Source organism: Bradyrhizobium sp. JR4.3 (assembly GCF_040547695.1).
Lineage (GTDB): Bacteria > Pseudomonadota > Alphaproteobacteria > Rhizobiales > Xanthobacteraceae > Bradyrhizobium > Bradyrhizobium canariense.
Genome location: NZ_JBEPQF010000053.1, coordinates 1 through 23,314, shown reverse-complemented (window position 1 = coordinate 23,314; position 23,314 = coordinate 1). Strand labels below are relative to the sequence as shown.

Annotated in this window: 25 protein-coding genes; 13 read left to right on the top strand and 12 right to left on the bottom strand. The window is 63.9% G+C overall.

The window, feature by feature from the left end; all coding sequences use genetic code 11:
* Positions 1 to 5: 5 nt before the first annotated feature.
* Positions 6 to 2,411 (top strand): endopeptidase La, encoded by a 2,406-nt coding sequence (gene lon / locus ABIB91_RS39185; RefSeq protein WP_007601431.1) that lies wholly within the window; start codon positions 6 to 8, stop codon positions 2,409 to 2,411.
* Between the two features lie 5 nt (positions 2,412 to 2,416).
* Positions 2,417 to 2,572, top strand: coding sequence for a hypothetical protein (locus ABIB91_RS39180; protein ID WP_007601430.1), 156 nt, complete (start codon positions 2,417 to 2,419; stop codon positions 2,570 to 2,572).
* Positions 2,573 to 2,644: 72 nt separating this feature from the next.
* Here ABIB91_RS39180 and ABIB91_RS39175 read toward each other — a convergent pair whose 3' ends face one another.
* The 3 genes from ABIB91_RS39175 to ABIB91_RS39165 all read right to left on the bottom strand — a co-directional run bounded on the left by ABIB91_RS39175 (position 2,645) and on the right by ABIB91_RS39165 (position 6,145).
* Positions 2,645 to 2,947 carry an HU family DNA-binding protein gene (locus tag ABIB91_RS39175; RefSeq protein ID WP_007601427.1) on the bottom strand — a complete coding sequence of 101 codons (303 nt, stop codon included), beginning with the start codon at positions 2,945 to 2,947 and terminating at the stop codon, positions 2,645 to 2,647.
* Positions 2,948 to 3,302: 355 nt separating this feature from the next.
* Positions 3,303 to 4,535, bottom strand: coding sequence for an acetyl-CoA C-acetyltransferase (locus tag ABIB91_RS39170; RefSeq protein WP_354172334.1), 1,233 nt, complete (start codon positions 4,533 to 4,535; stop codon positions 3,303 to 3,305).
* 146 nt (positions 4,536 to 4,681) lie between these two features.
* A complete protein-coding gene (locus tag ABIB91_RS39165) occupies positions 4,682 to 6,145 on the bottom strand; it encodes a GH1 family beta-glucosidase (RefSeq protein WP_007601424.1) in 1,464 nt (487 codons plus the stop codon).
* Between the two features lie 491 nt (positions 6,146 to 6,636).
* Here ABIB91_RS39165 and ABIB91_RS39160 point away from each other — a divergent pair, with 491 nt between their 5' ends.
* Positions 6,637 to 6,843, top strand: coding sequence for a hypothetical protein (locus tag ABIB91_RS39160; protein ID WP_007601421.1), 207 nt, complete (start codon positions 6,637 to 6,639; stop codon positions 6,841 to 6,843).
* Between the two features lie 27 nt (positions 6,844 to 6,870).
* Here ABIB91_RS39160 and ABIB91_RS39155 read toward each other — a convergent pair whose 3' ends face one another.
* From ABIB91_RS39155 to ABIB91_RS39130, 6 genes are all read right to left on the bottom strand, one after another.
* The gene (locus ABIB91_RS39155) at positions 6,871 to 7,278 is read right to left on the bottom strand and encodes a hypothetical protein (protein WP_219678769.1); all 408 of its coding nucleotides are present in this window, start codon (positions 7,276 to 7,278) and stop codon (positions 6,871 to 6,873) included.
* 59 nt (positions 7,279 to 7,337) lie between these two features.
* A complete protein-coding gene (locus ABIB91_RS39150) occupies positions 7,338 to 7,505 on the bottom strand; it encodes a hypothetical protein (protein WP_007601419.1) in 168 nt (55 codons plus the stop codon).
* 169 nt (positions 7,506 to 7,674) lie between these two features.
* Positions 7,675 to 7,908, bottom strand: a complete 234-nt coding sequence (locus ABIB91_RS39145) for a hypothetical protein (protein WP_007601418.1) — start codon at positions 7,906 to 7,908, stop codon at positions 7,675 to 7,677.
* Positions 7,905 to 8,204 carry a hypothetical protein gene (locus tag ABIB91_RS39140; protein ID WP_007601417.1) on the bottom strand — a complete coding sequence of 100 codons (300 nt, stop codon included), beginning with the start codon at positions 8,202 to 8,204 and terminating at the stop codon, positions 7,905 to 7,907. Before ABIB91_RS39140 ends, ABIB91_RS39145 begins: the two co-directional genes overlap by 4 nt.
* Positions 8,205 to 8,334: 130 nt before the next feature.
* The gene (locus ABIB91_RS39135; RefSeq protein WP_354172338.1) at positions 8,335 to 10,824 is read right to left on the bottom strand and encodes a TonB-dependent receptor; all 2,490 of its coding nucleotides are present in this window, start codon (positions 10,822 to 10,824) and stop codon (positions 8,335 to 8,337) included.
* 152 nt (positions 10,825 to 10,976) lie between these two features.
* Positions 10,977 to 12,335, bottom strand: coding sequence for a histidine kinase (locus ABIB91_RS39130; protein ID WP_354172340.1), 1,359 nt, complete (start codon positions 12,333 to 12,335; stop codon positions 10,977 to 10,979).
* Positions 12,336 to 12,481: 146 nt separating this feature from the next.
* Between ABIB91_RS39130 and ABIB91_RS39125 the strand changes: the two genes are divergently transcribed.
* Both ABIB91_RS39125 and fghA read left to right on the top strand, forming a co-directional pair.
* Positions 12,482 to 13,102, top strand: a complete 621-nt coding sequence (locus ABIB91_RS39125) for a response regulator (protein WP_018460280.1) — start codon at positions 12,482 to 12,484, stop codon at positions 13,100 to 13,102.
* 70 nt (positions 13,103 to 13,172) lie between these two features.
* Positions 13,173 to 14,018, top strand: a complete 846-nt coding sequence (gene fghA, locus ABIB91_RS39120) for an S-formylglutathione hydrolase (RefSeq protein WP_219678758.1) — start codon at positions 13,173 to 13,175, stop codon at positions 14,016 to 14,018.
* A gap of 9 nt (positions 14,019 to 14,027) precedes the next feature.
* Here the strand turns inward: fghA and ABIB91_RS39115 are convergent, their stop codons facing one another.
* Complete coding sequence (locus ABIB91_RS39115) at positions 14,028 to 14,528, bottom strand: DUF3280 domain-containing protein (protein WP_219678755.1); 501 nt, start codon at positions 14,526 to 14,528, stop codon at positions 14,028 to 14,030.
* 127 nt (positions 14,529 to 14,655) lie between these two features.
* Here ABIB91_RS39115 and ABIB91_RS39110 point away from each other — a divergent pair, with 127 nt between their 5' ends.
* From ABIB91_RS39110 to ABIB91_RS39085, 6 genes are all read left to right on the top strand, one after another.
* Positions 14,656 to 15,837 (top strand): lanthanide ABC transporter ABC transporter substrate-binding protein PedA1, encoded by a 1,182-nt coding sequence (locus ABIB91_RS39110; RefSeq protein ID WP_354172343.1) that lies wholly within the window; start codon positions 14,656 to 14,658, stop codon positions 15,835 to 15,837.
* 8 nt (positions 15,838 to 15,845) lie between these two features.
* Positions 15,846 to 16,814 carry a YVTN family beta-propeller repeat protein gene (locus ABIB91_RS39105; RefSeq protein ID WP_219678751.1) on the top strand — a complete coding sequence of 323 codons (969 nt, stop codon included), beginning with the start codon at positions 15,846 to 15,848 and terminating at the stop codon, positions 16,812 to 16,814.
* The gene (locus tag ABIB91_RS39100) at positions 16,811 to 17,617 is read left to right on the top strand and encodes a lanthanide ABC transporter ATP-binding protein PedB/LutE (RefSeq protein ID WP_354172346.1); all 807 of its coding nucleotides are present in this window, start codon (positions 16,811 to 16,813) and stop codon (positions 17,615 to 17,617) included. The genes ABIB91_RS39105 and ABIB91_RS39100 overlap by 4 nt, the downstream gene beginning before the upstream one ends.
* Positions 17,614 to 18,462 carry a lanthanide ABC transporter permease protein PedC gene (locus ABIB91_RS39095; protein ID WP_219678748.1) on the top strand — a complete coding sequence of 283 codons (849 nt, stop codon included), beginning with the start codon at positions 17,614 to 17,616 and terminating at the stop codon, positions 18,460 to 18,462. The genes ABIB91_RS39100 and ABIB91_RS39095 overlap by 4 nt, the downstream gene beginning before the upstream one ends.
* A complete protein-coding gene (locus ABIB91_RS39090) occupies positions 18,459 to 19,073 on the top strand; it encodes a hypothetical protein (RefSeq protein ID WP_007601402.1) in 615 nt (204 codons plus the stop codon). The genes ABIB91_RS39095 and ABIB91_RS39090 overlap by 4 nt, the downstream gene beginning before the upstream one ends.
* A gap of 128 nt (positions 19,074 to 19,201) precedes the next feature.
* On the top strand, positions 19,202 to 19,501 hold the full coding sequence (locus tag ABIB91_RS39085) for a copper-binding protein (protein ID WP_007601401.1): 300 nt from the start codon (positions 19,202 to 19,204) through the stop codon (positions 19,499 to 19,501).
* A 160-nt stretch (positions 19,502 to 19,661) separates the two neighbouring features.
* On the opposite strand, the gene ABIB91_RS39080 is transcribed toward ABIB91_RS39085, so the two are convergent.
* Complete coding sequence (locus ABIB91_RS39080; RefSeq protein WP_007601399.1) at positions 19,662 to 20,219, bottom strand: PQQ-dependent catabolism-associated CXXCW motif protein; 558 nt, start codon at positions 20,217 to 20,219, stop codon at positions 19,662 to 19,664.
* Between the two features lies 1 nt (position 20,220).
* Positions 20,221 to 21,102: a substrate-binding domain-containing protein gene (locus ABIB91_RS39075; RefSeq protein WP_007601397.1), complete on the bottom strand. Its 882-nt coding sequence runs from the start codon at positions 21,100 to 21,102 to the stop codon at positions 20,221 to 20,223.
* A 128-nt stretch (positions 21,103 to 21,230) separates the two neighbouring features.
* On the opposite strand from ABIB91_RS39075, the gene ABIB91_RS39070 reads away from it, so the two are divergent.
* Together ABIB91_RS39070 and ABIB91_RS39065 are read left to right on the top strand one after the other, a co-directional pair.
* The gene (locus ABIB91_RS39070; protein ID WP_007601395.1) at positions 21,231 to 22,157 is read left to right on the top strand and encodes a quinoprotein relay system zinc metallohydrolase 2; all 927 of its coding nucleotides are present in this window, start codon (positions 21,231 to 21,233) and stop codon (positions 22,155 to 22,157) included.
* 50 nt (positions 22,158 to 22,207) lie between these two features.
* Positions 22,208 to 23,026 (top strand): quinoprotein dehydrogenase-associated SoxYZ-like carrier, encoded by an 819-nt coding sequence (locus ABIB91_RS39065; RefSeq protein ID WP_007601393.1) that lies wholly within the window; start codon positions 22,208 to 22,210, stop codon positions 23,024 to 23,026.
* Positions 23,027 to 23,314: the final 288 nt, after the last annotated feature.

Here is a 23,314-nt window from a genome sequence, read left to right as displayed (position 1 = left end):
CGATCATGGCCACCGAACCAATGAATACCGCACCGACCAATCCCCAGAGCAATTCCGACGTGAAGATTCCCGAAGACGCGCTGATCATCATTCCCGTGCGCGAGATGGTGCTGTTCCCCGGCGCCATCGCGCCGATCGCGATCGCGCGGCCGAAGTCGGTCGCCGCCGCGCAACAGGCGCTGCGCGAGCAGCGGCCGGTCGGCATCGTCCTGCAACGCAGCCCCGAGACTGAGGAGCCCGGACCGGACGACCTCTATCGGGTCGCGACCATCGCCAACATCGTGCGCTACATCACCGCGCCGGACGGCACCCATCACATCGTCTGCCAAGGCGTGCAGCGCGCGCGCATCCTCGACTTCCTGCCCGGGACGCCGTTCCCGGCCGCGCGGATCCAGCAGATTCCGGAGCCGACCACGAGTTCGCCCGAAATCGAGGCGCGCGCGCTGAACCTGCAGCGCCAGGCCATCGAGGCGATCGAGCTGCTGCCACAGGCGCCGCCCGAGCTGGTCGCGATGTTCCAGGGCACCACCGCGCCCGGCGCGCTGGCGGACCTGGCGACCTCGTTCATGGACATCAAGCCGCAGGACAAGCAGGAGGTGCTGGAGACCATCGACCTCGCTCTGCGTGTCGAGAAGGTGTCGAAGCATCTGGCCGAACGGCTGGAGGTGCTGCGCATCAGCAACGAGATCGGCCAGCAGACCCGCGCCAGCTTCGACGAACGGCAGCGCGAGGCGATCCTGCGCGAGCAGATGGCGACCATTCAGCGCCAGCTCGGCGAAGGCGACGGCAAGGCGGCCGAGGTCGCCGAGCTGACCGCTGCCATCGCCAAGGCCAACATGCCGCCCGAGGCCGACGCGCATGCGAAGAAGGAGCTGCGCCGCTACGAGCGCATGCCGGAGGCCGCCGGCGAGGCCGGCATGGTCCGCACTTACCTGGACTGGCTGATCGAGCTGCCGTGGGCGCTGCCCGCGGAGAAGCCGATCGACATCAAGGAAGCGCGCCGCATCCTCGATGCCGATCACTTTGGCCTGGAGAAGATCAAGAGCCGGATCATCGAATATCTGGCGGTGCGCAAGCTGGCGCCGCAGGGCAAGGCGCCGATCCTGTGCTTCGTCGGACCGCCCGGCGTCGGCAAGACCTCGCTCGGTCAATCCATCGCACGCGCGATGGACCGTCCCTTCGTGCGCGTCAGCCTCGGCGGCGTGCATGACGAGGCCGAGATCCGCGGCCATCGGCGCACCTATATCGGCGCGCTGCCCGGCAACATCATCCAGGGCATCAAGAAGGCGGGCACCCGGAACTGCGTCATGATGCTGGACGAGATCGACAAGATGGGTCGCGGCGTGCAGGGCGATCCTTCCGCCGCGATGCTGGAGGTGCTCGACCCCGAGCAGAACGGGACGTTCCGGGACAATTATTTGGGCGTGCCCTTCGACCTGTCACGCGTGGTGTTCATCGCGACCGCCAACATGCTGGACCAGATCCCGGGTCCGCTGCTGGATCGCATGGAGCTGATCAGCCTCACCGGCTACACCCAGGAAGAGAAACTGGAGATCGCGAAGCGCTATCTGGTGCGGCGGCAGCTCGAGGCCAACGGCTTGACGGCCGAGCAGGCCGAGATCGAGCCGGAGGCGCTGGAGCTGGTCGTCAACGGCTACACCCGCGAAGCCGGCGTGCGTAACCTCGAGCGCGAGATCGGCAAGCTGTTCCGCCATGCCGCCGTGCAGGTCGCCGAAGGCACAGCTGCCAAGGTCGTCGTGACGCCGAAGGATATCGGCACCGTACTCGGCCAGCCGCGCTTCGAGGGCGAGATCGCGCAGCGCACCAGCATTCCAGGCGTGGCCACCGGCCTTGCCTGGACGCCGGTCGGCGGCGACATCCTGTTCATCGAAGCCTCGCGGGTATCCGGCCGCGGCGGGATGATCCTGACCGGCCAGCTCGGCGAGGTCATGCGCGAGAGCGTGCAGGCTGCGATGACGCTGGTGAAGAGCAAGGCCACGCAGCTCGGCATCGATCCGCAGCTGTTCGAAAAGAGCGACATCCACGTTCACGTGCCCGCAGGCGCGACGCCGAAGGACGGGCCGAGCGCGGGCGTTGCGATGTTCACGGCGCTGACGTCCCTGCTCACCAATCGCACGGTGCGCAGCGACACCGCCATGACCGGCGAGATCTCGCTGCGCGGCCTGGTACTGCCGGTCGGCGGCATCAAGGAGAAGGTGGTGGCGGCCGCGGCCGCGGGCCTGAAGCGGGTGATGCTGCCGGCGCGCAACAAGCGGGACTACGACGACATCCCGAAGAGCGCGCGGGACAACCTCGAATTCATCTGGCTGGAGCGCGTCGACGAAGCCATCGCCGCGGCGCTCGAGCCGGCCGAGGCCCAAGCCGATGCCAAGGTCGAAGCGGCGGAGTGAATGTGATGAAGAAACTGCTGGAAAGAGCGAAGCGATCGCGGCAGGCGCAGCGGCTGCGGCAGTTGCTCGATCGCGCCATCGACGGGGTTCGCGATGCGCTGGCGGCATCAGGACCGCGGCTTCAGCCGGTCCCGGTCCGCGCGAAGCGCCGCAAGGGTTGAGCCCTCCGTCTCAAGTCCTCGCGACAGCCCCGAACAAAAGGCCCCCTCCTACGGGAGGGGGCCTTTGCGTTGCTAGCCCACGGCGTCCTTGGCGGCCTTGACCGGGCGGGCGCGGACGATCTTGCGGGCCGGCTTGGCCTTGAACATCATCTCTTCGCCCGTGAACGGGTTGGTGCCCTTGCGTGCCTTGGTCGCGGGCTTCTTGATGACCACGAACTTGGCGAAGCCCGGTACCAGGAACAGCCCGTTCTTCTTGAGCTCCTTGTGGCCGACGTCGGTCAGCGTCTCCATGACGCTCTTGACGTCACGCTTGGAAAGCTCGGTGGTGGTCGCGATCTTTTCGATCAGCTGCGATTTCGACATTTGGGTGGCCATCGTGTCTCCTCTGATTCGTTGACGGCTGCATATTAGACCAACCGGTGAAGGCCTATAGCCTTCTGCACAGTTTTGTCGGGGTTTTACGGGCTTTTTTGGCCCTCTGTGGCAAAAAACCCTGCTTTTTAGCCACTTCCGGAGCGGGAGAAGCCTCAGGCAGCGGATTTTACCTTGTTTCAAAGGCCCGCACGCAGCCTTGCTAAAGCTGATTCGATGCTTTCGACAAGCGACGACCGGCCTCTTTGTCGGAGTCCGGTCGCGATTCACCCTGGAAAATAAGCCTAGATCGTCGTGATGCGGCGATCGCGGGTACTTTCTCTCCTATATTTTTACGGGGCGACGAGCTTCGCTCGCGCTAGATACGTTCGATGATGACGGCCGGGGCCATGCCACCGGCCGCGCACATGGTGACGAGACCGCGCTTCAAGTCGCGCCGTTCGAGCTCGTCGAGCACGGTGCCGATCAGGATCGAGCCGGTGGCGCCGATGGGATGGCCGAGTGCGATCGAGCCGCCATTGACGTTGACCTTGGCGCGATCGAGCTTGAGGTCGCGGATGTATTTTTCCGCAACCACGGCAAAGGCCTCGTTGATCTCGAACAGGTCGATGTCGTCGATGGTCAGCCCCGCTTTCGCCAGCACCTTGCGCGTCGCCGGCACCGGCGCGTTCAGCATCAGCGTCGGCGAGTCCCCCATGTTGGCCATCGCAACCACGCGGGCGCGCGGCTTGAGCCCATGCGCCTTCGCGTAAGCAGGCGACGCCAGAAGGATCGCGGCCGCGCCGTCGACGACGCCGGACGAATTGCCGGCGTGGTGCATGAAGTCGATCTCGAGGTCGGGGTACTCCTGCAGGATCAGGCCGCGATAGGTCGTGCCCTTGTCGTCGAGCGCATGGTCGGCGACCGCAGGGAATGCCGGCTTCAACGCGCTCAGCCCTTCCATCGTGGTCTGCGGCCGCGGATATTCTTCATGGTCGAGCGCGAGGCTGCCATCCTCGCGATGCACCGGCACGAGGCTGTTCTTGAAGTGGCCGTTCGCCATCGCAAAGGCTGCGCGCTTCTGGCTTTCGAGGCCGAGCGCGTCGACGTCCCTTCGCGTGATGCCTTCCATGGTCGCGATCGCGTCGGCGCAGACGCCCTGATGCGACTGCGGATGCCGCGCACGCAGGCGCAGATTGCCGTTGTCCATCATCATCGGACCGCCGCCGCGCCGGCCTTCCATCGACATCATCTCGCAGCCGCCGGCAACGACGAGGTCCTCCGCGCCCGCCATGATCGAGCTTGCGGCCATGTTGACGCTGGTGATGCCGGAGCCGCAGAAGCGGTCGAGCGTCACGGCACTCGCACGCACGTCGTAGCCGGCGTCCAACGCCGACATGCGGCCGAGATCGCCGCCTTGGGTTGCGACCTGCGCGCTGCAGCCCCAGATGATGTCGTCGACATCGGCGGTGTCGATGCCGGTGCGCGTCGCGAGCGCGCGCAGCACGGTTGCTCCCAGCTGCTGCGGATGAATGCCCGAGAGTGCCCCCTTGCCAGCCTTGCCGACGCCCCGCGGAGTTCGGCAGGCATCAATGATAAGTGCGTCGGTCATTGGCGTTTCCTCTTTTTGAATGGTTAGAGGCGTTTTGAATCAGGAGGCGAAGGGAGTCAATGCACGCTGGCGGGACCCCTCACCCTGTCTCCTCAGCGCGAGCCAAGCTCGTCGCGCCCCAGCAAGAACGGGGCGCGGGAGAGCAATCACACCCCCGCCGCGTTCTTCGCGATCACGTTGCGATAGAAGCTGGCGCTGAGTTTCGGCGTGCGCACCTGCGTGTCGAAATTGACGTGGTAGAGCCCAAAGCGCTTGTTGAGCCCGAACACCCATTCAAAATTGTCCATCAAGCTCCAGAGGAAGTAGCCGCGCACCGGCACGCCTTCGGCGGTGGCGCGCTGGAGCTGGGCGAGGTAGTTGCGCAAATACATGATGCGGTCGGTGTCGTAGATCTTGCCGTCAGGCGTCACGACGTCGTCGCCGGAGGTGCCGTTCTCGCTGATATAGATCGCGTCCGTCTTCCAGATCTTCGCCGCCAGCTTCGGCACCCAGTAGATCGTCTCGGGACCGATGCGCAGCCAGTCCGAATTCATGTGCGGGAACGATTTCGGGATCGGCAGCGGCATGAAGCCCGCGCCCTGGTCGGAGGCCACCACGTAGTTCTGCGGCGCGTAGATGTTGAGGCCGAGGAAATCGACCGGCGAGGAGATGATCTTCAGCTCCGCATCGGTGTATTTCGGCGCGTCGCGCCCGGCGAACTTCAGGAAGGCGTCGGTGTACTGGCCCGTCATGATGACGTTGAGATAGCCGGCGTTCATTTCGCGCAGCGCGATCTCGGCGGCACGGACGTTCTCCGGTGTGTCGATCGCGGGGGCGCAGGCATCGATGTTCTCGGCCGGCCCCACCCTGATGCCGCGGCGGCCATGGGCGCGTACCGCCTGCACCGCGAGCCCGTGTGCGAGCGCGCTGTTGTGCCTGATCTGGTTGACCTCGGCTTGCGGCAGCGTCACGCCGGGCGCGTCGATGCCGATGCCGTAGCCGAAATGGACGAACCGACCGCTCTCGTTCAGTGTAAAGACGTTCTTGACGCGATCGGTCAGGTGCTCGGCGACATAGGCCGCGTAATCGCCGAATATCTTGCAGGTCTCCGTCGAGCGCCAGCCGCCAAACCGGTCCTGGAGCGATTGCGGCAGGTCCCAATGATAAAGCGTCAGCCACGGCTCGATGCCGTTCTTGAGGAGTTCGTCGACCAGGCGGTTGTAGAAGTCGAGTCCCTTCGGGTTGGGCTTGCCGTCGCCGTCCGGAAACAGCCGCGGCCAGGCCACCGAGAAGCGATAAGCCTTGCAGCCGAGCTCCTTGATGAGCGCGATGTCCTCCTTGTAGCGGTGATAGTGCTCGTTGGCGCGGTCGCCGGTCGAGCCGTCTTCGATCTTGCCGGGGATGCGGACGAACTTGTCCCAGATCGAGGCCCCTCGCCCGTCCTCGTTGACCGCGCCCTCGACCTGATAGGACGAGGTCGCCGTGCCCCAGACGAAGCCCGCCGGAAAGCCGTCCCCGCTCCGTGGCGGGGATGCGGGCTTGGCGTCCGCCCCTCCGAGAGGATTGGCGATGCCGGCTGCGGACAATCCCGCCAGCGTGGCGAACTGGCGACGCGAGACCTTGTCCGACATTGATAGTGCTCCGGGGCGATGCTGTTGCGGCGGCACCATGGCGAATCGCGGGTCGTTTGAGAAGCGGGCGAGCCGAAGGCTGAGGATGCAGAATTGCCGAATGCGACAAAGTTGTCCGAAAGGGGCCACGCCGATCGTCGGCCGAGCTACCCCAAAAGTCGAAATATCAGCCCCACCGTCATTCGAATTCCAGCCCAATCCGGCGAGGAAGTTATCAGTTCCCCTCGACAGGGGCCCGTAGGCTCACAGAATGCCATAAACCCCACGGAAATTACGACCAAAGTTCGCAAATATGGGATATGGTGCAACCATCGCCGCTCCGCTCTGGGCGATTGTCTGTCTGCACCGGTCAACCAAGAGAACGACTGACTTATGACGCGGTTCGACCGCATCATACTGTGGTAACCTCTTCCGCTGGACCAAGTGCCTGTCCTGCCAGGGATACAACGACTGACCCCGCGTCAGAGTCACTGTGAATTCGAGGTAGATCTATGTCGTATGCCTACAAGCTGAATGAAGACGTTCGCCACCAGCCCCAAGGCCCACAAGGACGTGCCGCAACCGAGCCACCGATGATTTATACCATCGTCCAGCATATGCCCATCGAGGCCGATGGACGTCTCCGATACCGCATCAAGTGCAAGTCGGAGAAAATCGAGCGAGTCGTCACGGAAGATCAGCTTTCGTATTCGCAGTGAACTGCTCGATGACGGCGGCTCCCTCGCTCAGCGCGAGCGCTTCGGCAACTTTGGCAGCTTGTCGGGATTGAACGGCGGTATCTGCCGGGTTCGTTCTGGCGCGGGCGTCTGCTGTTCCGTCAGGATCAGCGTACCCTGGAGGATCATTCCCGGCACTTGCGCTGCCGTCGCCGTGTAGGTCGCGACCTTGCCCGGGCAGTTTCCCTCGATATCCAGCGTGAGCTCATCGTCGACGCCGAACACCGTTGCGCGTCCGTCGGTATGGCGCTTCGTCGACACGGTGGCGGTGAAGCGATCTCCGTCGACCTTGCAAGAGCCGTGATAGGTCATCAGGCTGTCGCAGCCCCAGATCTGTCCGTCTGCGACATGGACGATCCCGGTCCCCTGATCGAGCGGCGTCTTGTACCACGCCGCATAGGTGCCGTCCTTCAACATGGGAGCAGTCTCCCGGTATTCCCTCGCGCATCATCGACACGATCAGCGCTAACAAAGCGTTAATCGCGCGGCCCGTGCCAATCCGGACTATTCCTGCGCAGCTCGGCTTCGAGGTCTTCAATGATGCTGTGAAGCAGACAGGCGGCAAGCGGATCGGTCACTTCGCGCTCCAAATGCCGGTAACGCGCGATCTGGAATTCCTGCTCTCTCAACTGGTGCTCTGTCATCGGACGGGCCCTCCAACGAACCGACGCAGAGACAGCCGAACAGTTTCGTTACAATTTTAGGATCATTCGCTATGGTTTCCGATCGGTAAAAACAACGCTCCGCCAAGCTTCGCCGGCGCGAGGGATCATCGGAGACTTCGAAAGGTCGATACGCCGACATGCGCCGCTGTTACGGCACGTCACCGCTTCTCCGATTCTCGCCGATGCTGTGCGGCTTGTTGAGGAAGAACTCCCGGTTACCGAGAGCCGCTTCCGCGTACTGGTCGATCGCAACCTGGATGGCCTCGATGTGCATGCGGCACCAGCCCTCGAGGCAGGACAGGCGCCGCGCATGATGGAGAGCCTTCAGAAATTCCGGGGGCTCCTGCATGTCGGAAAAGTAGGTCGGCCTCTCCCCCTTCATGCCCGTGCCATCTCTCGCGGCGGCACCAGCCGGCGCTTCTCAACACCGACGCGCGATGGCATCGGCCGACGGCGGGGAACGAAGAGGCTGGCGACGACGATCGGGTCGGTGTCTCCGAGCGCGGCCCGCTCCTGAACGAGCCCGCTCATCACCGTGCGCATCTTCATGACTTCGCCTGCGACGAAGCTACAGTCCTCGTCTCTGTTGATCTGCTCATGCATGATGGCCTCGGCCTCACGCATGCTGACGCGCAACGCCCTGATGATCCTGCGGATTTCGTTGATGCGGTTGTCCATGGCTCGCTCCCTTGGCTGGACGAACAGCATAAGAACAAAACATGAACAATGAGTCAATCGGCTTGAGGTAGAACAGAGCCGGCGTGACACGCCGTTCCGGGCGGCGCCACCCCGGGCTTACCGAGCCAGATCAGAACGTCACCCGCATCCCCGCATAGAATGCGCGCGGCCTTGCCGGGCTGAGTGAGCGCGGGTCGCTGAACTCGGCACCGCCATTGGTGAAGTTGGGCACGGCTTTGGTGTCGAAGAACTGTCCGTAGGTCGCATAGCGCTTGTCGAAGATATTGTCGATCTTGCCGTAGAGCTGGACGTTCTTGGTCACTTGGTAGGACGTGTGCAGGTTGAACACGGTATAGGACGGCAGCTTCGCATATTGGTTGGACTCGTCCCCAACCAGATATTGGCTGGAGACGAACAGCGCGTTGCCGCCGACTTTCCACACGTCGGTGACGGCATAGTCGACGCCGACCTTGACGCGATGGCGCGGGATCGCGGGGAGCTGGTTGCCGGGCAGCACCTGAATGGTTTCGCTGACAGTATCCCTGAACGGGCTTTCGGAGCCGAGTGCGAAAGCGTCGAGATAGCGTGCGTCGACGAACGCGTAGCTCGCCTGAAACTGAAGCGTGGGCGACTTGATGTTGACCTCGGCTTCGAGCCCCTGACGCCTGGTCCGGCCGACGTTGGAGAAATAGCCGAAGCCGGTGCGGCCGACTGCGGGAACGGCGACGATGTCGTCGACATTGGTGGCGCGGAAGCCGCCGATTTTCCAACCAAGCGTGCCGATGTTCAGCTCCCTGCTGCCGCGCAGGCCCGCTTCCACGGTCTTGGACACGACCTGCTTCAATGGCGGATCGGAGACGAGAAACGCGGCAATGAGACAGGGACGGGCTGGATCGGAGCAGCCGAGCTCGAGCGGCGTCGGAACGCGATTGGCCTCGGAATAGCCGGCATAGGCCGTCAGCTCCGGCGTGATCTTGTAGGTGCCGCCGATCACCGGATTGAAGCGGGTGAAGGTGTGATCGCCGTTGAGATCGGTCCCGAGCTGATCCTCCAGCGTGATGCGCGCCACGTTGAAGCGGCCGCCGCCGGTGACGGCGAAGGCGTCCGTGACATTGAACGTGTCCATTGCGTAGAGGCCGTTATATTGATTGACGGTCCGCAGCGAGACAGGGCCGGCAACGGTATCAGGTACGCCGGTCGGCCCCAGGAAGAGGCCGCCGCCGCTGACGACGTAGTTTTCTCCGATCGTACCGATTTCGGCGGTGGCGTTGTAGCGCGTGACACTGGCGTCATAGGTCGCGCCCATCACGAAGCGGTTGTCGTGGTCGAACAGCTGGTCGGTGTTGGTGGCCTGCCCCGACACGCCGAAGGTGGTCGAACGTATCGAGCTGCGGTCGATCTCGCCGAGGACGGTCCCGGACGCGAAAGGATTGGCAAGCGGCAGGCCGTTAACGCCGTTTGCCGGTGTGGCGCCGTCGCCGAAGCAAAGAAGGCCGGTGAGCCCCGGATCGGTGCATTCCTGCGCGTCGGTCGGATTGCCGTCGACGAGCTTCTGCTCGTACCTGCGCACATGCGCGGTGCCTTCGAGCGTCCAGGTCGGCGTCGCATCGACCTTGCCTGTCAAGTTGAGATAGCCGACGCGATTGGAAGTGGTCTGCGGGGTCGTGTAGGTCGCGCCCCAATATTTGTCGAGCAGCTCGGCGGGAACGGTGGCGTTGGCGCCGAAATCGTTCTTGGCGACGCCCATATTGGCGTGGAATTCGCTGTCGCCGGCCCTGTAGCCGACGTCGCCGTAGAAGCGCCGCACGTCGGATTGGGAGAAATTGCGGAAGCCGTTGTCGTGCAGGCCTTCGAGCGCGGCATAGACGCCGTAGTTCTTGTCAACCGTCTTGCCCCATTGCGCCGAGCCCTGGATGCGGCCGAACGAGCCGCCCATGAGATCAAGCTCCACGCCCTGATAGGTGAAACCGTCCTTCATTTGCAAATTGATCGCGCCGCCCAGCGCGTTGAGGCCGAAGGCGGGATTGTTGGTCACGAGCGTCACCGACCGGATCGCCGCGGTCGGGATCAGGTCCCAGTTGACGGCATCGGAGAAGGCTTCGTTGATGCGAACGCCGTTCTGATACACCGCGAGGCCTTGCGGCGTGCCCGTCACGGGCGAAGCGACGAAGCCGCGGAATTCGACATTCGGCTGGAACGGATTGCCAGTGACCTCGGTGATGTTAACGCCGGCGATGTTGTCGCGAAGCGCGTCGGTGATGTTCAAGGAGCCGGTGCGCTTGATCTGGCTGGCGTCGACGGCGTTGATCGCCGACGGAACCTTGTCGACGTCAAGACCTCTGCCGGTACCCGGCGCGGTCGGGTAGACGTAAAGGCGCGTCTTGGGGCTGGCGGATGACGGTGCCCCGATATGTGCGACCGGACGCGATGACGCGGTGCGCCGTGCCGTTGACGGCGGCGGCGCCGTCACCTCGACCGGCGGCAGGTTCTGGACATTGGTTTCCTCGTCCGGCGCAGCCCACGCGGGGATCGCGAAGACGGAGACCACCCCGGCCGAAACCGAGGCCATCAACAAACGACGCTTGAACCAAATAGCCTTGAACCAAAGAGCCTTGCCCATCCCAGCCTTCCCATCGTGACCACCGGCTGTTTTGATTTTCGCCGGTTGGTCGAGACGAGTGTAATCGGCAGGGATGCGTGCGCCAGCCACAAAAGGTCGGGCCGTATCCGCACCAATTTTCCCGACAAAATCGGGAATTTTTCCCGACGCGATCAGGCCGCCGCCGTCGGAACCAGTGCCTCGACGGTCAGACCGCCGTCACCCGAGACGACGTTGAGCGTGCCGCCCAGCGCCAGAATCCGCTCGCGCATGCCGACGAGCCCGAAGCCGAGCTTCTGGCCCGGCTCCATGCCGCGGCCGTTGTCGCTGATCCGCACCCGGGCACCGCTGCGGCCATCGCTTGCCGCCTGCACCACCGGCTCGATGACGACATTGACCGAGGTCGCCCCGGCGTGGCGGAACACGTTGGTGAGCGCCTCCTGCACGATGCGGTAGATGGTGAGGTCGGCAGTCTCCCCGGTGACGCCAAGCGCCGGCGAGATCACGGTCTCGATGGCGATATCGGGATGCGACTCCCGCCACAGCCGCGACAGCGATTCCAAGGCCCGGCGCAGGCCGAGCTCGGCCAGGCCGACGGGCCGGAGGCGCTCCAGCACGCGGCGATTGAACTGTTGAAGCGCGTTGATCTGCTCCAGCATGGCGCTGCCGTGTTTTCGCACGGCCTCCGCATTCGGGGCGCGTCCGTCCGCCTGCTTCGCCAGCGCGCTGGCATGCGCGCGCAGCGAGAACAGATAGGGCCCGAACTCGTCATGGAGCTCGCGCGCGATCTCCTTGCGCTCGACGTCCTGGAGCGACACCGTGCGCTCGGCGAGGCGCCGCTTGTCCTCGATGGCATCACTGAGCGTCGCCGCAAGATGGTTGAGCTTGGTGCAGATCGCGGCGAGCTCCGGCGCGCCGCCCGGCGCGACGCGCGCCTGATAGCGCCCGTCTTCGAGCTCGGCCATCACGTCCGCCAGGGACTGGAGCGGCGCCAGTGCCCGGCCGACCACATTCATCATCACCAGGAACAGCGCGAGCGCGATCACCGAGCCGACCTCGAGCTGGGTCACGATGGCGTCCCAGATCTCGGCGATCTCGTCATCGGGATGGGAGGTGATCAGCAGCGAACCCGGCTTGCCATGGATCGAGACGGGTACGCTCACCGCGGTCTGCTCGGGATGAACCAAGCTGACGAACCAGGCCGGCGGCGCGCGGGTGTCGTCATCGACGTCGGTCCGCGGCTGCGTCAGCGGACTGCCGGCTTCGTCCCGAAGCGCGATGCTGACATGGCGCAGGCGGCTGAGGTCGCGCGCAATCTGGTTGAGCCTGGCATCAGGATCGGGCGCCTCGTTGAGATCCGCAACGATCATTTCGATGAATTCGCGCGCGAGCCGGATCACGCTCTGGTCCTCGGCCTGCACGCGCGGTCCGGCTTCCGCGACCTGGCGGCCGATATTGACGGCGAGTCCCAGCGCCAGCAGCAGCGCCAGGAGCAGGTTGATGCGCCCGCGCAAGGATAGATTTTGCCACATTGGTATCGCCCGTACCCCCTGCGAAGGATTGGCCTGCGCCTGTCCGATAACGTTGACAGAGGCGAAGCGCCCGATATCTAATCGAAAGCGTACAGCAATCCCGGCCGCGCGCGAAACAGGCCAAGACGCTGTCGCGAGGAACGCCTATGCGCATTTTGATCGTCGACGATCATCCCATCGTCGCCTCCGGCTGCCGTGCCGTGCTGGCCGACGAGGGCGAGATCGAGATTTTGGAGGCCGCCGACGCCGAAGACGGCGAGTGCGTCTTCATCGTCGAGCGCCCCGACCTCTCGATCATCGACATCAACCTGCCGACCGTGTCCGGCTTTGAGCTCGCGCGCCGCATCCTCGAGCGCGCGCCCGAGGCCCGAATCATCATGTTCAGCATGAACGACGACCCTGCTTTTGCCGCGCGTGCGATCGAGTGCGGCGCCAAGGGCTATGTCTCCAAGACCGGTGACCCCGACGATCTCGTCGAGGCGATTCGCACCGTTGGCGGCGGCGGCACCTATCTGCCGAGCGCGATCGCGCGCAGCATCGCCTTTGCGGGACCCGCGCTGGCGCAAAGTCCGCTGTCGAAACTGAATGCGCGCGAGATGGAGATATTGCGGCTGCTCAGCGCCGGAAAGAGCCTTTCCGAGATCGCCTGGCTGGTGCAGTCGTCCTACAAGACTGTCGCCAACACCTCGTCCATCATGCGCCAGAAGCTCGGGGTGAAAACCTCTGTCGAGCTGGTGCGGCTGGCGATCGACAGTGGCGTAGCCTGACGGCCGCCACGAATTCGATCACACAAGCGTTGCAATCCTGATGTGGCTTGATGCCACGGAGCATAACGGCATGACGATCCAGACTGTCTCGACCAATACATCCTATGGCGGCGTGCAGGGCGTGTATCGCCATGCCAGCCAGGCAACCGGAACCGACATGGTGTTCTCGGTCTATGTTCCTCCGCACGCGCAGGGCGCCAAGCTGCCCGTGGTCTGGTATCTCTCCGGCCTCACCTGCACGCATGCCAACGTCACCGAGAAAGGCGAATTCCGCAAAGCCTGCGCCGAGCTCGGCCTGATCTTCGTCGCGCCCGACACCTCCCCGCGGGGCCCCGACGTGCCGGGCGATGCCAATAATGCCTATGATTTCGGTCTTGGCGCCGGCTTCTATGTCGACGCGACGGAAGCGCCGTTTTCGCGCAATTATCGCATGTGGAGCTACGTCACCGACGAACTGCCGAAACTCGTGGCGGAGAATTTTCCGGTCGATGCCAAGCGGCAATCGGTGATGGGCCATTCGATGGGCGGCCATGGCGCATTGACGGTCGCGCTGCGCAACCCGCACCGTTTTCGCGCGGCCAGCGCCTTTGCGCCGATCGTGGCGCCATCGCTCGTGCCCTGGGGCATCAAGGCGCTGACGGGCTATCTCGGGCCGAACAAGGATATGTGGCGCAGCCACGACACGGTGGCGCTGATCGAGGACGGCGCGAAGTTTTCAGGCTTTCTGGTCGATGTCGGCGAGGCTGATAACTTCTTGAAGGAGCAGCTTCGTCCTGAATTGCTGCAGGCGGCCTGTGCCAAGGCCAACATCCCGCTGACGCTGCGGCGGCAGGCGGGCTATGACCACAGCTATTATTTCATCTCGACCTTCATGGGCGATCACCTGCACTGGCATGCGGAGCGATTGAAGGAGTAAATATCCCCCTCACGGCTTGCCATAATTCGGTGCCAGCAACCGGTTGCGGATCAGATAGCTCATCGTGCGCGTCCAGGATTCATCCGTGTTGCCGCGCATGTCGGCGCTGGCGGCCGTGATCATGTTGCCGGTCTTCACGTCGCGCAGATAGATGTTCAGATTGATGATCAAGTTCGAGACCTTCTGCACCATGCCGGTGATTTCCAAATCGGCACCCAACTGCCCGGCAAGCTTGAGGTCGCAGCCGCCGCAGGCCTGCAGATTGGCGTGACGGGCCGCGTCCCGGACCGGCGCGATATCGATCAGCTGGAACCTGCCTGACTCAACCAGTGCCTTGCGCAACTGCTCGCTGATGAGGTCGAGCCGCGCCTCCTCCGGCTTCGAGCCGTAGAACTCGCCGGGCAGGCTGGTGTCGATCAGTTCAAAGTCGAACACCGCGAGTTTCGGCGGATCGGCGAGCGCGGCCGAACCCGTCAACAACAAAGCTGCGAAACATATCAGCGCTCGCATGATCGTGATTCCCGGCGTGGCAGCGTGAGGACGAAATGCGGGGTTGCATGGCCTGACAAATCGGTCATGCTTTAGCAGAGACAATTCTCCATCGGCGGTCAAGCCGGGGAGAACATCTGGAGGAAACATGATCCGATGGTTGGTCGGCCTGATCGGCCTGGGTGTTGCTGCAACGAGTGCGCTCGCGGCCGACCCTGTCATGATCGGCGTCGGCTATCTCGGAATCGCCGGCAGCAGATCGACGCTGTCGCTGGTCGAGCAGCCCGCGGAGAATGACGGCGTCGCCGGCGCGCGCCTCGCCATCGAGGACAACAACACCACCGGCAAATTCCTCAACCAGCGTTTTGCGCTGGAGGAGCGGCGGATCAAGGAGGGCGAGGATGCCGTGCAGGCCGCGACCGACCTCGCCGCACGCAACGGCTTCATCATCGCCGATCTGCCGGCCGACGCGCTGCTGAAAGTCGCCGACGCCTTGCGCGAGCGCGGCACGCTGCTGTTCAACGCCGGCGCGATCGACGAGCGGCTGCGCGAGGCCGATTGCCGCGCCAATGTCATCCATACCGCGCCGACCCGCGCAATGCTGGCCGATGCGCTCGGCCAATATCTGGTGTGGAAGCAGTGGAAGCGCTGGCTGCTCGTGGTCGGCTCGCATGACGAGGACAAGTTGTTCGCCGATGCGCTCCGGCGCACCGCGACGCGGTTCGGCGCCAAGATCGTGCAGGAGCGCAGCTTCGAAGACAAAGGCGGCGCGCGCCGCACGGACTCGGGCGTGACGCTGATCCAGCGCCAGATGCCGGTGTTCACGCAACAGGCTCCGGCCTATGACGTGCTGGTCGCCGCCGACGAGAGCGAAGTATTCGGCGCCTATTTGCCCTATCGCACCTGGGATCCTCGCCCCGTCGCCGGCTCGGCCGGCCTCGTGCCGCGCAGCTGGGACGCATCGCAGGACCAGTGGGGCGCGATCCAGATGCAGAACCGCTTCGTCAAGCTCAACGCGCGGCGGATGACCGCGCTCGACATGCAGGCGTGGACGGCCGTGCGCATGATCGGAGAGGCCACCTCGCGCACCAATTCCGGCGATATCAAGAAGGTCACCGATTTCATCAAGGGCCCGGAGTTCTCGGTCGCCGCCTTCAAGGGCACCAAGCTGACCTTGCGCGATTGGAACCTGCAGCTGCGCCAGCCGATCCTGCTGGTCGATGGCCGCATGGTGGTGTCGGTGTCGCCGCAAGAAGGTTTCCTGCATCAAGTCTCCGAGCTCGACACGCTCGGCTATGACCGCCCGGAGAGCAAATGCAAGCTGAAATGAGAAAGCAGATGTTGCGCACGTGGCGTGTTGGGTTGCTGTTCGGACTGGCGCTGGCGGCAGCGCCGGCGCATGCGTTCATCGCTTATGTCTCGAACGAGAAGAGCAACACGGTGTCGGTGATCGACACCGACAGCTGGACGGTGACCAAGACCATCAAGGTCGGCCAGCGCCCGCGCGGCATCGACTTCACGCGCGACGGCAAGTTCGTGATGGTCGCGGTCGGCGACGACGACACCATCCAGATGATCGACGCCAAGACGCAAACCGTGGTGGACAGCCTGCCCTCCGGGCCCGACCCGGAATTGTTCGCCCAGGATGCCGCTGGCAAGGTCCTCTATGTCGCGAACGAGAACGACAACACGGTGACTGTGATCGACCTCGAGAAGCGCGCCCGCCTTGGCGACATCCAGGTCGGCGTCGAGCCCGAGGGCATGACGATCAGCCCGGACGGCAAGACGCTGATCAACACGTCCGAGACCACCAACATGGCGCATTTCATCGACACGTCGTCGCGCCAGATCGTCGCCAACGTGCTGGTCGACGCGCGGCCGCGCTTTGCCGAATTCAAGCACGACGCTTCCGAATTGTGGGTGTCCTCGGAGATCGGCGGCACCGTCTCGATCATCGACCCCGCAAAGCACGAGGTGACCGGGAAGATCAATTTCGAGATTCCGGGGTTGAGGAAAGAGGCGATCCAGCCCGTCGGCATCGGCATGACCCGGGACGACAAGACCGCCTTCATCGCGCTCGGGCCAGCCAACCGCATCGCCGTGGTCGATACCGCCTCGCGCAAGGTGACCAAATATCTGCTGGTGGGACAACGGGTCTGGCACATGGCCTTCACGCCGGACGAAAAATTTCTGCTCACCACCAATGGCGTCTCGAACGACGTCTCCGTCATCGACGTCGCCGCGCAAAAGGTGATCAAGACCATTCAGGTGGGCGAACTGCCCTGGGGTATCACGATCGCGCCATGACCAGCCCTGCTCCCATCGCCGAACAACGCGAAACACCAAGGCCCGATCCGGCGGGTGTGCCCGCGCTATCGATCGACAGCGTCAGCCACGCCTATGGCCCGCGCCGCGCGCTGATGGACGTGTCCTTCGACGTGCAGCTCGCGAGCTTCACGGCCCTGCTTGGCCTCAACGGGGCGGGCAAGAGCACGCTGTTCTCGCTGATCACGCGCCTGTTCGGCATCCAGTCCGGCCGCGTCGGCATTTTCGGCCATGATGTCAGCAAGAGTCCCGGAGAAGCGCTGCGGTTGCTCGGCGTCGTGTTCCAGCCGCGCACGCTCGATCTCGATCTGTCGCTGACGCAGAACCTGCTCTATCACGCCGCACTCCACGGCATCAGCCGCCGCGAGGCCCGCGCGCGAGCCGCCGAGCTGCTCGGTCGCATCGGGCTTACCGAGCGCGCCGGCAGCAAGGTGCGCGATCTCTCGGGCGGGCAGATGCGGCGGCTGGAGATCGCCCGTGCGCTGCTGCATCGGCCACGCCTGCTCTTGCTGGACGAGCCCACCGTCGGCCTCGACGTCAAAGCGCGCGCCGACATCATCAGCCATGTGCGCCAGCTCGTGAGCGAGCAAGGCATCGGCGTGCTCTGGGCCACGCATCTGTTCGACGAGATCATGGCCGGTGACGATCTCGTGGTGCTGCACCAGGGCAAGGTGCTGGCGCGGGGACCGATGAGCCGCGTCGTCGCGGAAGCCGACGCGCAGGATGTCAACACCGCCTTCATGCGCCTGACCGGCGCGCAGAGCCTGCCGGGCGACGGCGCATGAGCAGCATCAGCATGCGCGAGGCGCCACGCGGCTTCTCGGCCGCCGAATACATGATCTGCCTCACGGGCATCGTCTGGCGCGAAGGACTGCGCTTCCTGCACCAGCGCGAGCGGTTCGTCTCGGCGCTGGTGCGGCCGCTGGTGTGGCTGTTCATCTTCGCCGCCGGTTTCCGCCAGGTGCTCGGCATCTCCATCATCCCGCCCTACGAGACCTACATCCTCTACGAGGTCTTCATCGCGCCCGGGCTGATGGCCATGATCCAGCTGTTCAACGGCATGCAATCCTCGCTCTCGATGGTCTATGACCGCGAGATGGGCAACATGCGCACGCTGCTGGTAAGCCCACTGCCGCGCGGCTACCTGTTGTTCTGCAAGCTGCTCGCGGGCACCGCGGTGTCGCTGCTCCAGGTCTATGCGTTCCTGCTGATCGCCTGGTTCTGGGACATCACCCCTCCTCTGTCAGGCTATCTCACGGTACTGCCGGCACTGATCCTGTCCGGACTGATGCTGGGTTCGCTCGGCATGCTGATCTCCTCCGGCATCAAGCAGCTGGAGAACTTTGCCGGCGTGATGAATTTTGTCATTTTCCCGATGTTCTTCGCTTCATCGGCGCTCTACCCGCTCTGGCGGGTGCAGGAGGGCAGCCCCTATCTCTACTATGTCTGCGAGGCCAATCCGTTCACCCATGCGGTCGAGCTGATCCGCTTCGCGCTGTACGGACAGATCAACTGGATCTCGCTGGCGGTGGTCGCGACCTGCACAATCGTCTTCATGATCGGCGCGATTCTGGCCTATGATCCCTCGCGCGGGCTGGCGCGACGGGGCCCTGCGGGAGGCGAAGGATGACGGTTCGGGTTCTGGCCATGGCCGCTCTGATGCTCGCAGCCGCGGGCACTGCGGCACGCGCGGCCGATCCGCGCTATCCGGATTGGCCCTGCACGCAGGCAAAAGTGCCGGAAATTTCGCTCGCGGCCGTTTGGGCTGGCCCCTCGCTCGACGACGTGCAGAACAAGTGGAAGGACGACGCCAAGGTCAGCGCGCTGGTCGCCAAACTGTCGGCACGCAAGACACCGCTGGAAGAGGCCGAGAAGTTGGTGAAGGAGTTTTTGGCGGGCTCCGCGGCCGACAAGACCGCGAATGCGAAACTGCTGTTCGCAGGCCTGTTCGACACGCTCAACGCTCAGCGCTCGCAGGTCATGAGCGGGTTGGAACGCGTCAGCCGCAAGCAGCGCGAAGCCGCCGACAAGATCCGCGAGGAGAGTGTCCAGCTCCAGGCGCTCCAGGGCGCCACGCCGCGCGATGAGGCTAAGGTCGAGGCGCTCAGCAACGAGCTGATCTGGAAGACCCGCATTTTCGAGGACCGCCACAAGGTGGTGCGGTTCGTCTGCGAGGTTCCCACCACCATCGACCAGCGGCTGTTTGCGCTCGGACGCGTGATCCAGCAGGAAATGGAATAGCGTCAGCCTCATTGACCGCCTGCGGCAGGTTCCCGCGCCTCTGCGATCATTAACCTGTGCTATATGCCGGAACCAAATCGGTCTAGGATGTCTTGTCGACGGGTAATCCAAGGCATCGGGAGGCCTCGATGGGAACCACAAAATTCATCCTCGCAGGCGCTGCGGCCATCAGCATGCTCGCAAGCAGCGCATTCGCTGACGATCTGACCGGAATGGTCACGCGGATAGATCGGCTCAACAGCACGATTTCGATCCAGCAGACGCAGAAGGGCACAGTCGGCGGCAGCGCAGGCGGCGCAGGCGCGCTCCAGGAGTACAAGGCCAAGGATGCCGCGATGCTCGACGCCGTCCACGCCGGCGACCGAGTGAGCTACTCTGCGACCGACAATAACGGCACGGGTACGCTGACGAAGTTGCAGAAGCAGTAGGCCGGGATCTTTGCGGCATCCTTCGAGACGCCCGCCTACGGCGGGCTCCTCAGGATGAGGTCTGGTTTCGTGGCGAGATGTCAGACCCTCATGGTGAGGAGACCGCGAAGCGGTCGTCTCGAACCACGAGGCCGTCGAGGACACAGCTCGGCTCAATTCTTCACTGCTCCGGCCGCGGCTCGGGCTGCGCCTCCTCAGTCGGAAGCTTTGCACGCTCCCAGCCGTCGGTGCCATCGGGATACCAGGCGACGCTGGAGTAGCCATACGCGAGCGCGCGCTTGGCGGCGTTCCAGGACATCCAGCAATCGGCCAGGCAATAGATCACGAGCAGCGCGGTCTTGTCGCCGTGTGATGCACGCGCGAGGCCGCGCTGGAAATAGTCGTCCATGGCGGGCGGCAGCGTGCCGTACCCGGTATCCGGCAACCAGATGCTGCCCGGAATATTTTTTCGCGGCGCCTCGCGCCAGACGGTACCCGCTGGAAGGTTCTTCGGCTTCGGCGCGCGCGGCAGCACGTCGATGAAGGCGCCGCTCTTGGCGTGCCAGATCGCCTCGGCTTCCGACGTCGACAGCACGCGCGCGCCGCCGAGCGTCGCGGGCACAGGCGCGCGGTAGTTGTCGGTGCGATAACCCTCGGGCTCGAACGGCTCCTGCTGCTGCGCAACGACCGGCGCCATCAGCACGGCGGCGACCAGCGCAGCGACAACGCGCCGCCTCATGTCATGGTGCCTTCTTGGCCGTCTCCGCGCCGAGCGGCCGATCGCTCTCGTCCAGCAGCGGCACGCCGAAATCGAGCAGGATCTTGTTGATCTCGCCCTGGTTCTCCTGGATCAGCTTGTTGAGCTGCCGCTTCCAGTTCTGGTCGGCGCCACGCACGCCCATGCCGATGCGATAGACCAGTTTTGGCCCGGTGGTTTCCTTCACCAGCGGCGTGACATGAAGCGACCCCGCCTTCTTCGCGTAGAACCCTGCCATCGGTCCCCACAGCACGCCGGCGTCAATCTTGCCCGCCGTGAGATCATCGATCATGGCCTGCGCCGAATTGTCGTAGCGCGTGTCGATCATCAGCGGATAGGGCTTTGCATCGCCCATCAGTCCCGCGATGGCCATGTTGGTGGCAGGCGGCGTACCGGCGACGATGCCGACATGCTTGCCCTTCAGCCTGGCATCCTCGAGCGTGTCGACCTCCTCCAGCCCGCTGCCCGCTTTCGCGACCAGCGCATAGCTCGTGCGGTAATAAGGATTGGTGCCTTGCACAAGGTCGTCGCCTTGGGGGAAGCCCATGATGACGTCGCAGCGATGCGAGCCGAGCGTCATGCGCACGAAGCCGGTGGCTTGCGGAAAAAAGACATAGTCGAGCTTCTTCTGGAGCTTGTCCGCAAACAGCTCGGCAAGCTTGTTCTCGAACCCCTCGCCCTTCTCGTTCGAGAACGGCAGATTGCGCGGGTCGGAACAGACGCGCAGCACCTTGGGGTCGACCAGCTCGAACGAGAGGTCACCCGTCTCGTTGGTCTGCGCGATGGCGACGTCGCCGAACGCGCAAGACGCAACCAGGATACTCAGTGAAAACAACCAGCGACGATGTCGTCCGGCCTCCGTCATCGCGCTTCCTCCTAGGCTTGTTTGAATGCTAGCCATGCAACGCATGACGCGCCATGTCTTGCCAGAGTTTGTGCTGGCTTTCTTTGTTGCAGTGCAATGCGCGCAACCCTTTGAACTGAGGCGGAAAAGTGTCTCGCATCGCTCTCGTGATCGCAGCCTTGTCCCTGCTGGTGACAGCGACGCTAGCATGCGCCGCAGCGGCCGAATTGCCTGTGAGCGAAGTCGCGCCGGGAATATTCGTACACTCCGGGACCATCGCGCTGATGACCCGCGAGAACGAGGGCGACATCGCCAACGTCGGCTTCATCGTGGGCAAGGATGCGGTGGCCGTGATCGATACCGGCGGTAGCTTTCGCGAGGGCGAGGCGCTATTGGCGGCGGTGCGAGCCCGCACCAGCAAGCCGATCCGCTACGTCATCAATACCCACGGCCATCCCGACCATGTTTTCGGCAATGCGGCCTTCGCCGTCGGAGACACCATTTTCGTCGGTCACAGCAGGCTGCCGCGGGCGCTGGCTGCGCGCGGCCCGTACTATCTCGACAATTTTAGGCGCATCATGGGCGACGAATTGATATCTCCCGTGAAGATCGTGCCGCCCACAATGCTTGTCACGGATACAATGACGCTCGATCTCGGCGCGCGCCGCCTGAGCTTGCGGGCCTGGCCGGCCGGGCACAGCGACAATGATTTGACCGTATTCGATGAGACGACGAAGACGCTGTTCGCTGGCGACCTCGTCTTCCTCCGCCATATTCCCGTGATGGACGGCAGCATTCGCGGCTGGCTCGGCACCCTCGGGGAACTCGAGAGCATTCCGGCGCAGCGCGTCGTTCCCGGTCACGGGCCCGTGAGCGAATGGCCTGCGGCGCTGATCGATGAGCGGCGCTATCTGATGGCACTGCTGACGGACGTCCGGGCAGCGAACAAGAAGGGCGAACCGATCCGAACCGCCGCTGACAAGGCCGCCGCCTCGGAACGGCCGCACTGGGAGCTGTTCGACGACTACAACGCTCGCAACGCAACCGCAGCATTTTCGGAAATTGAATGGGAGTAGCGGACGCGCTACGATGTCCGTTACGTTGCTTCGTCCGCAGGACCATGACCATGACGGGATGCACGCGCCGACTGCCTCTGATCGCCCTGCTCCTCGGCATTGCATTCGCCGTGCCGGTGCAGGCTGAAGAAGCTTACGATCCCTGGCCGGGACTGGTGCAGGACATCTTCAGCAACCGTCCGATGAATGACGGCGGCAATGTCATTGGCATCGAGATGCCGTACCGCGCCGAGGACGCGGCCATCGTGCCCGTGACCCTGCGCAGCAAGCTCTCGCCCGGCGATGCCCGCCGCATCCGTTCGATCACGCTGGTGATCGATCGTAACCCCGCGCCGATGGCGGCGAAATTCGAGCTCGGACCGGATGCCAACGTCACTGAAATCTCGACGCGCGTGCGCGTCAACAACTACACCGACGTCCATGCGGTGGCCGAGCTCAGCGACGGACAGCTCTACGTCTCGAAAGTCTATGTGAAGGCCTCCGGCGGCTGCTCGGCACCAGCGGGAAAGAATGCCGAGGAAGCCCAGAACCGGCTCGGCCAGATGCGCTACCGGCAATTCGCGCGCGAAGAGGCGCCCGCGAGCCGCATGCGGGAGGCGCAGATCATGATCGGCCATCCCAACAATTCCGGGCTGCAGATGGACCAGGTCACGCAGCTCTACATTCCCGCCTTCTTCGTCAACCAGCTCAAGCTGACACAGGACGACAGCCCCGTGCTTTCGATGGAAGGCGGCATCTCGATCTCGGAAGATCCCAATCTGCGCTTCACCTATGTGTCCAACGGCGCCAAGCGTTTTCGCGCGGAAGCCAAGGACACGGATGGTCACGTGTTCCGCAACGAGTGGGATGTGGAGAAGCCGGGGACGTAGCGCGCCACCTTCCCTTTCAAAGTCAAACGCATTGCGGATGGCTGTGCCCTCGCCCCTTGTGGGAGAGGGCAGCACCGCTGGTAGACAAAACTTCGCTTGGGTGAGGGGTTTGCCTCCGCGAGCTACTCTCTTGCGATAGTATTCGCGGAGACATACCCCTCATCCGGCGCTTCGCGCCACCTTCTCCCACAAGGGGCTTGTTGCGTAATCCGTCAATTGTGATTCTCTAAGGCAAAGCCTTGGAGGAATGACGATGGCGGTGAAGCAGACGGGGCAGCCGAGTTTTAT

Coding starts and splice junctions, on each gene's coding strand:
- lon (WP_007601431.1), top strand. CDS start 6: ATGGCCACCGAACCAATGAATACCGCACCGACCAATCCCCAGAGCAAT.
- ABIB91_RS39180 (WP_007601430.1), top strand. CDS start 2,417: ATGAAGAAACTGCTGGAAAGAGCGAAGCGATCGCGGCAGGCGCAGCGG.
- ABIB91_RS39175 (WP_007601427.1), bottom strand. CDS start 2,947: ATGGCCACCCAAATGTCGAAATCGCAGCTGATCGAAAAGATCGCGACC.
- ABIB91_RS39170 (WP_354172334.1), bottom strand. CDS start 4,535: ATGACCGACGCACTTATCATTGATGCCTGCCGAACTCCGCGGGGCGTC.
- ABIB91_RS39165 (WP_007601424.1), bottom strand. CDS start 6,145: ATGTCGGACAAGGTCTCGCGTCGCCAGTTCGCCACGCTGGCGGGATTG.
- ABIB91_RS39160 (WP_007601421.1), top strand. CDS start 6,637: ATGTCGTATGCCTACAAGCTGAATGAAGACGTTCGCCACCAGCCCCAA.
- ABIB91_RS39155 (WP_219678769.1), bottom strand. CDS start 7,278: ATGTTGAAGGACGGCACCTATGCGGCGTGGTACAAGACGCCGCTCGAT.
- ABIB91_RS39150 (WP_007601419.1), bottom strand. CDS start 7,505: ATGACAGAGCACCAGTTGAGAGAGCAGGAATTCCAGATCGCGCGTTAC.
- ABIB91_RS39145 (WP_007601418.1), bottom strand. CDS start 7,908: ATGAAGGGGGAGAGGCCGACCTACTTTTCCGACATGCAGGAGCCCCCG.
- ABIB91_RS39140 (WP_007601417.1), bottom strand. CDS start 8,204: ATGGACAACCGCATCAACGAAATCCGCAGGATCATCAGGGCGTTGCGC.
- ABIB91_RS39135 (WP_354172338.1), bottom strand. CDS start 10,824: ATGGGCAAGGCTCTTTGGTTCAAGGCTATTTGGTTCAAGCGTCGTTTG.
- ABIB91_RS39130 (WP_354172340.1), bottom strand. CDS start 12,335: ATGTGGCAAAATCTATCCTTGCGCGGGCGCATCAACCTGCTCCTGGCG.
- ABIB91_RS39125 (WP_018460280.1), top strand. CDS start 12,482: ATGCGCATTTTGATCGTCGACGATCATCCCATCGTCGCCTCCGGCTGC.
- fghA (WP_219678758.1), top strand. CDS start 13,173: ATGACGATCCAGACTGTCTCGACCAATACATCCTATGGCGGCGTGCAG.
- ABIB91_RS39115 (WP_219678755.1), bottom strand. CDS start 14,528: ATGCGAGCGCTGATATGTTTCGCAGCTTTGTTGTTGACGGGTTCGGCC.
- ABIB91_RS39110 (WP_354172343.1), top strand. CDS start 14,656: ATGATCCGATGGTTGGTCGGCCTGATCGGCCTGGGTGTTGCTGCAACG.
- ABIB91_RS39105 (WP_219678751.1), top strand. CDS start 15,846: ATGTTGCGCACGTGGCGTGTTGGGTTGCTGTTCGGACTGGCGCTGGCG.
- ABIB91_RS39100 (WP_354172346.1), top strand. CDS start 16,811: ATGACCAGCCCTGCTCCCATCGCCGAACAACGCGAAACACCAAGGCCC.
- ABIB91_RS39095 (WP_219678748.1), top strand. CDS start 17,614: ATGAGCAGCATCAGCATGCGCGAGGCGCCACGCGGCTTCTCGGCCGCC.
- ABIB91_RS39090 (WP_007601402.1), top strand. CDS start 18,459: ATGACGGTTCGGGTTCTGGCCATGGCCGCTCTGATGCTCGCAGCCGCG.
- ABIB91_RS39085 (WP_007601401.1), top strand. CDS start 19,202: ATGGGAACCACAAAATTCATCCTCGCAGGCGCTGCGGCCATCAGCATG.
- ABIB91_RS39080 (WP_007601399.1), bottom strand. CDS start 20,219: ATGAGGCGGCGCGTTGTCGCTGCGCTGGTCGCCGCCGTGCTGATGGCG.
- ABIB91_RS39075 (WP_007601397.1), bottom strand. CDS start 21,102: ATGACGGAGGCCGGACGACATCGTCGCTGGTTGTTTTCACTGAGTATC.
- ABIB91_RS39065 (WP_007601393.1), top strand. CDS start 22,208: ATGACGGGATGCACGCGCCGACTGCCTCTGATCGCCCTGCTCCTCGGC.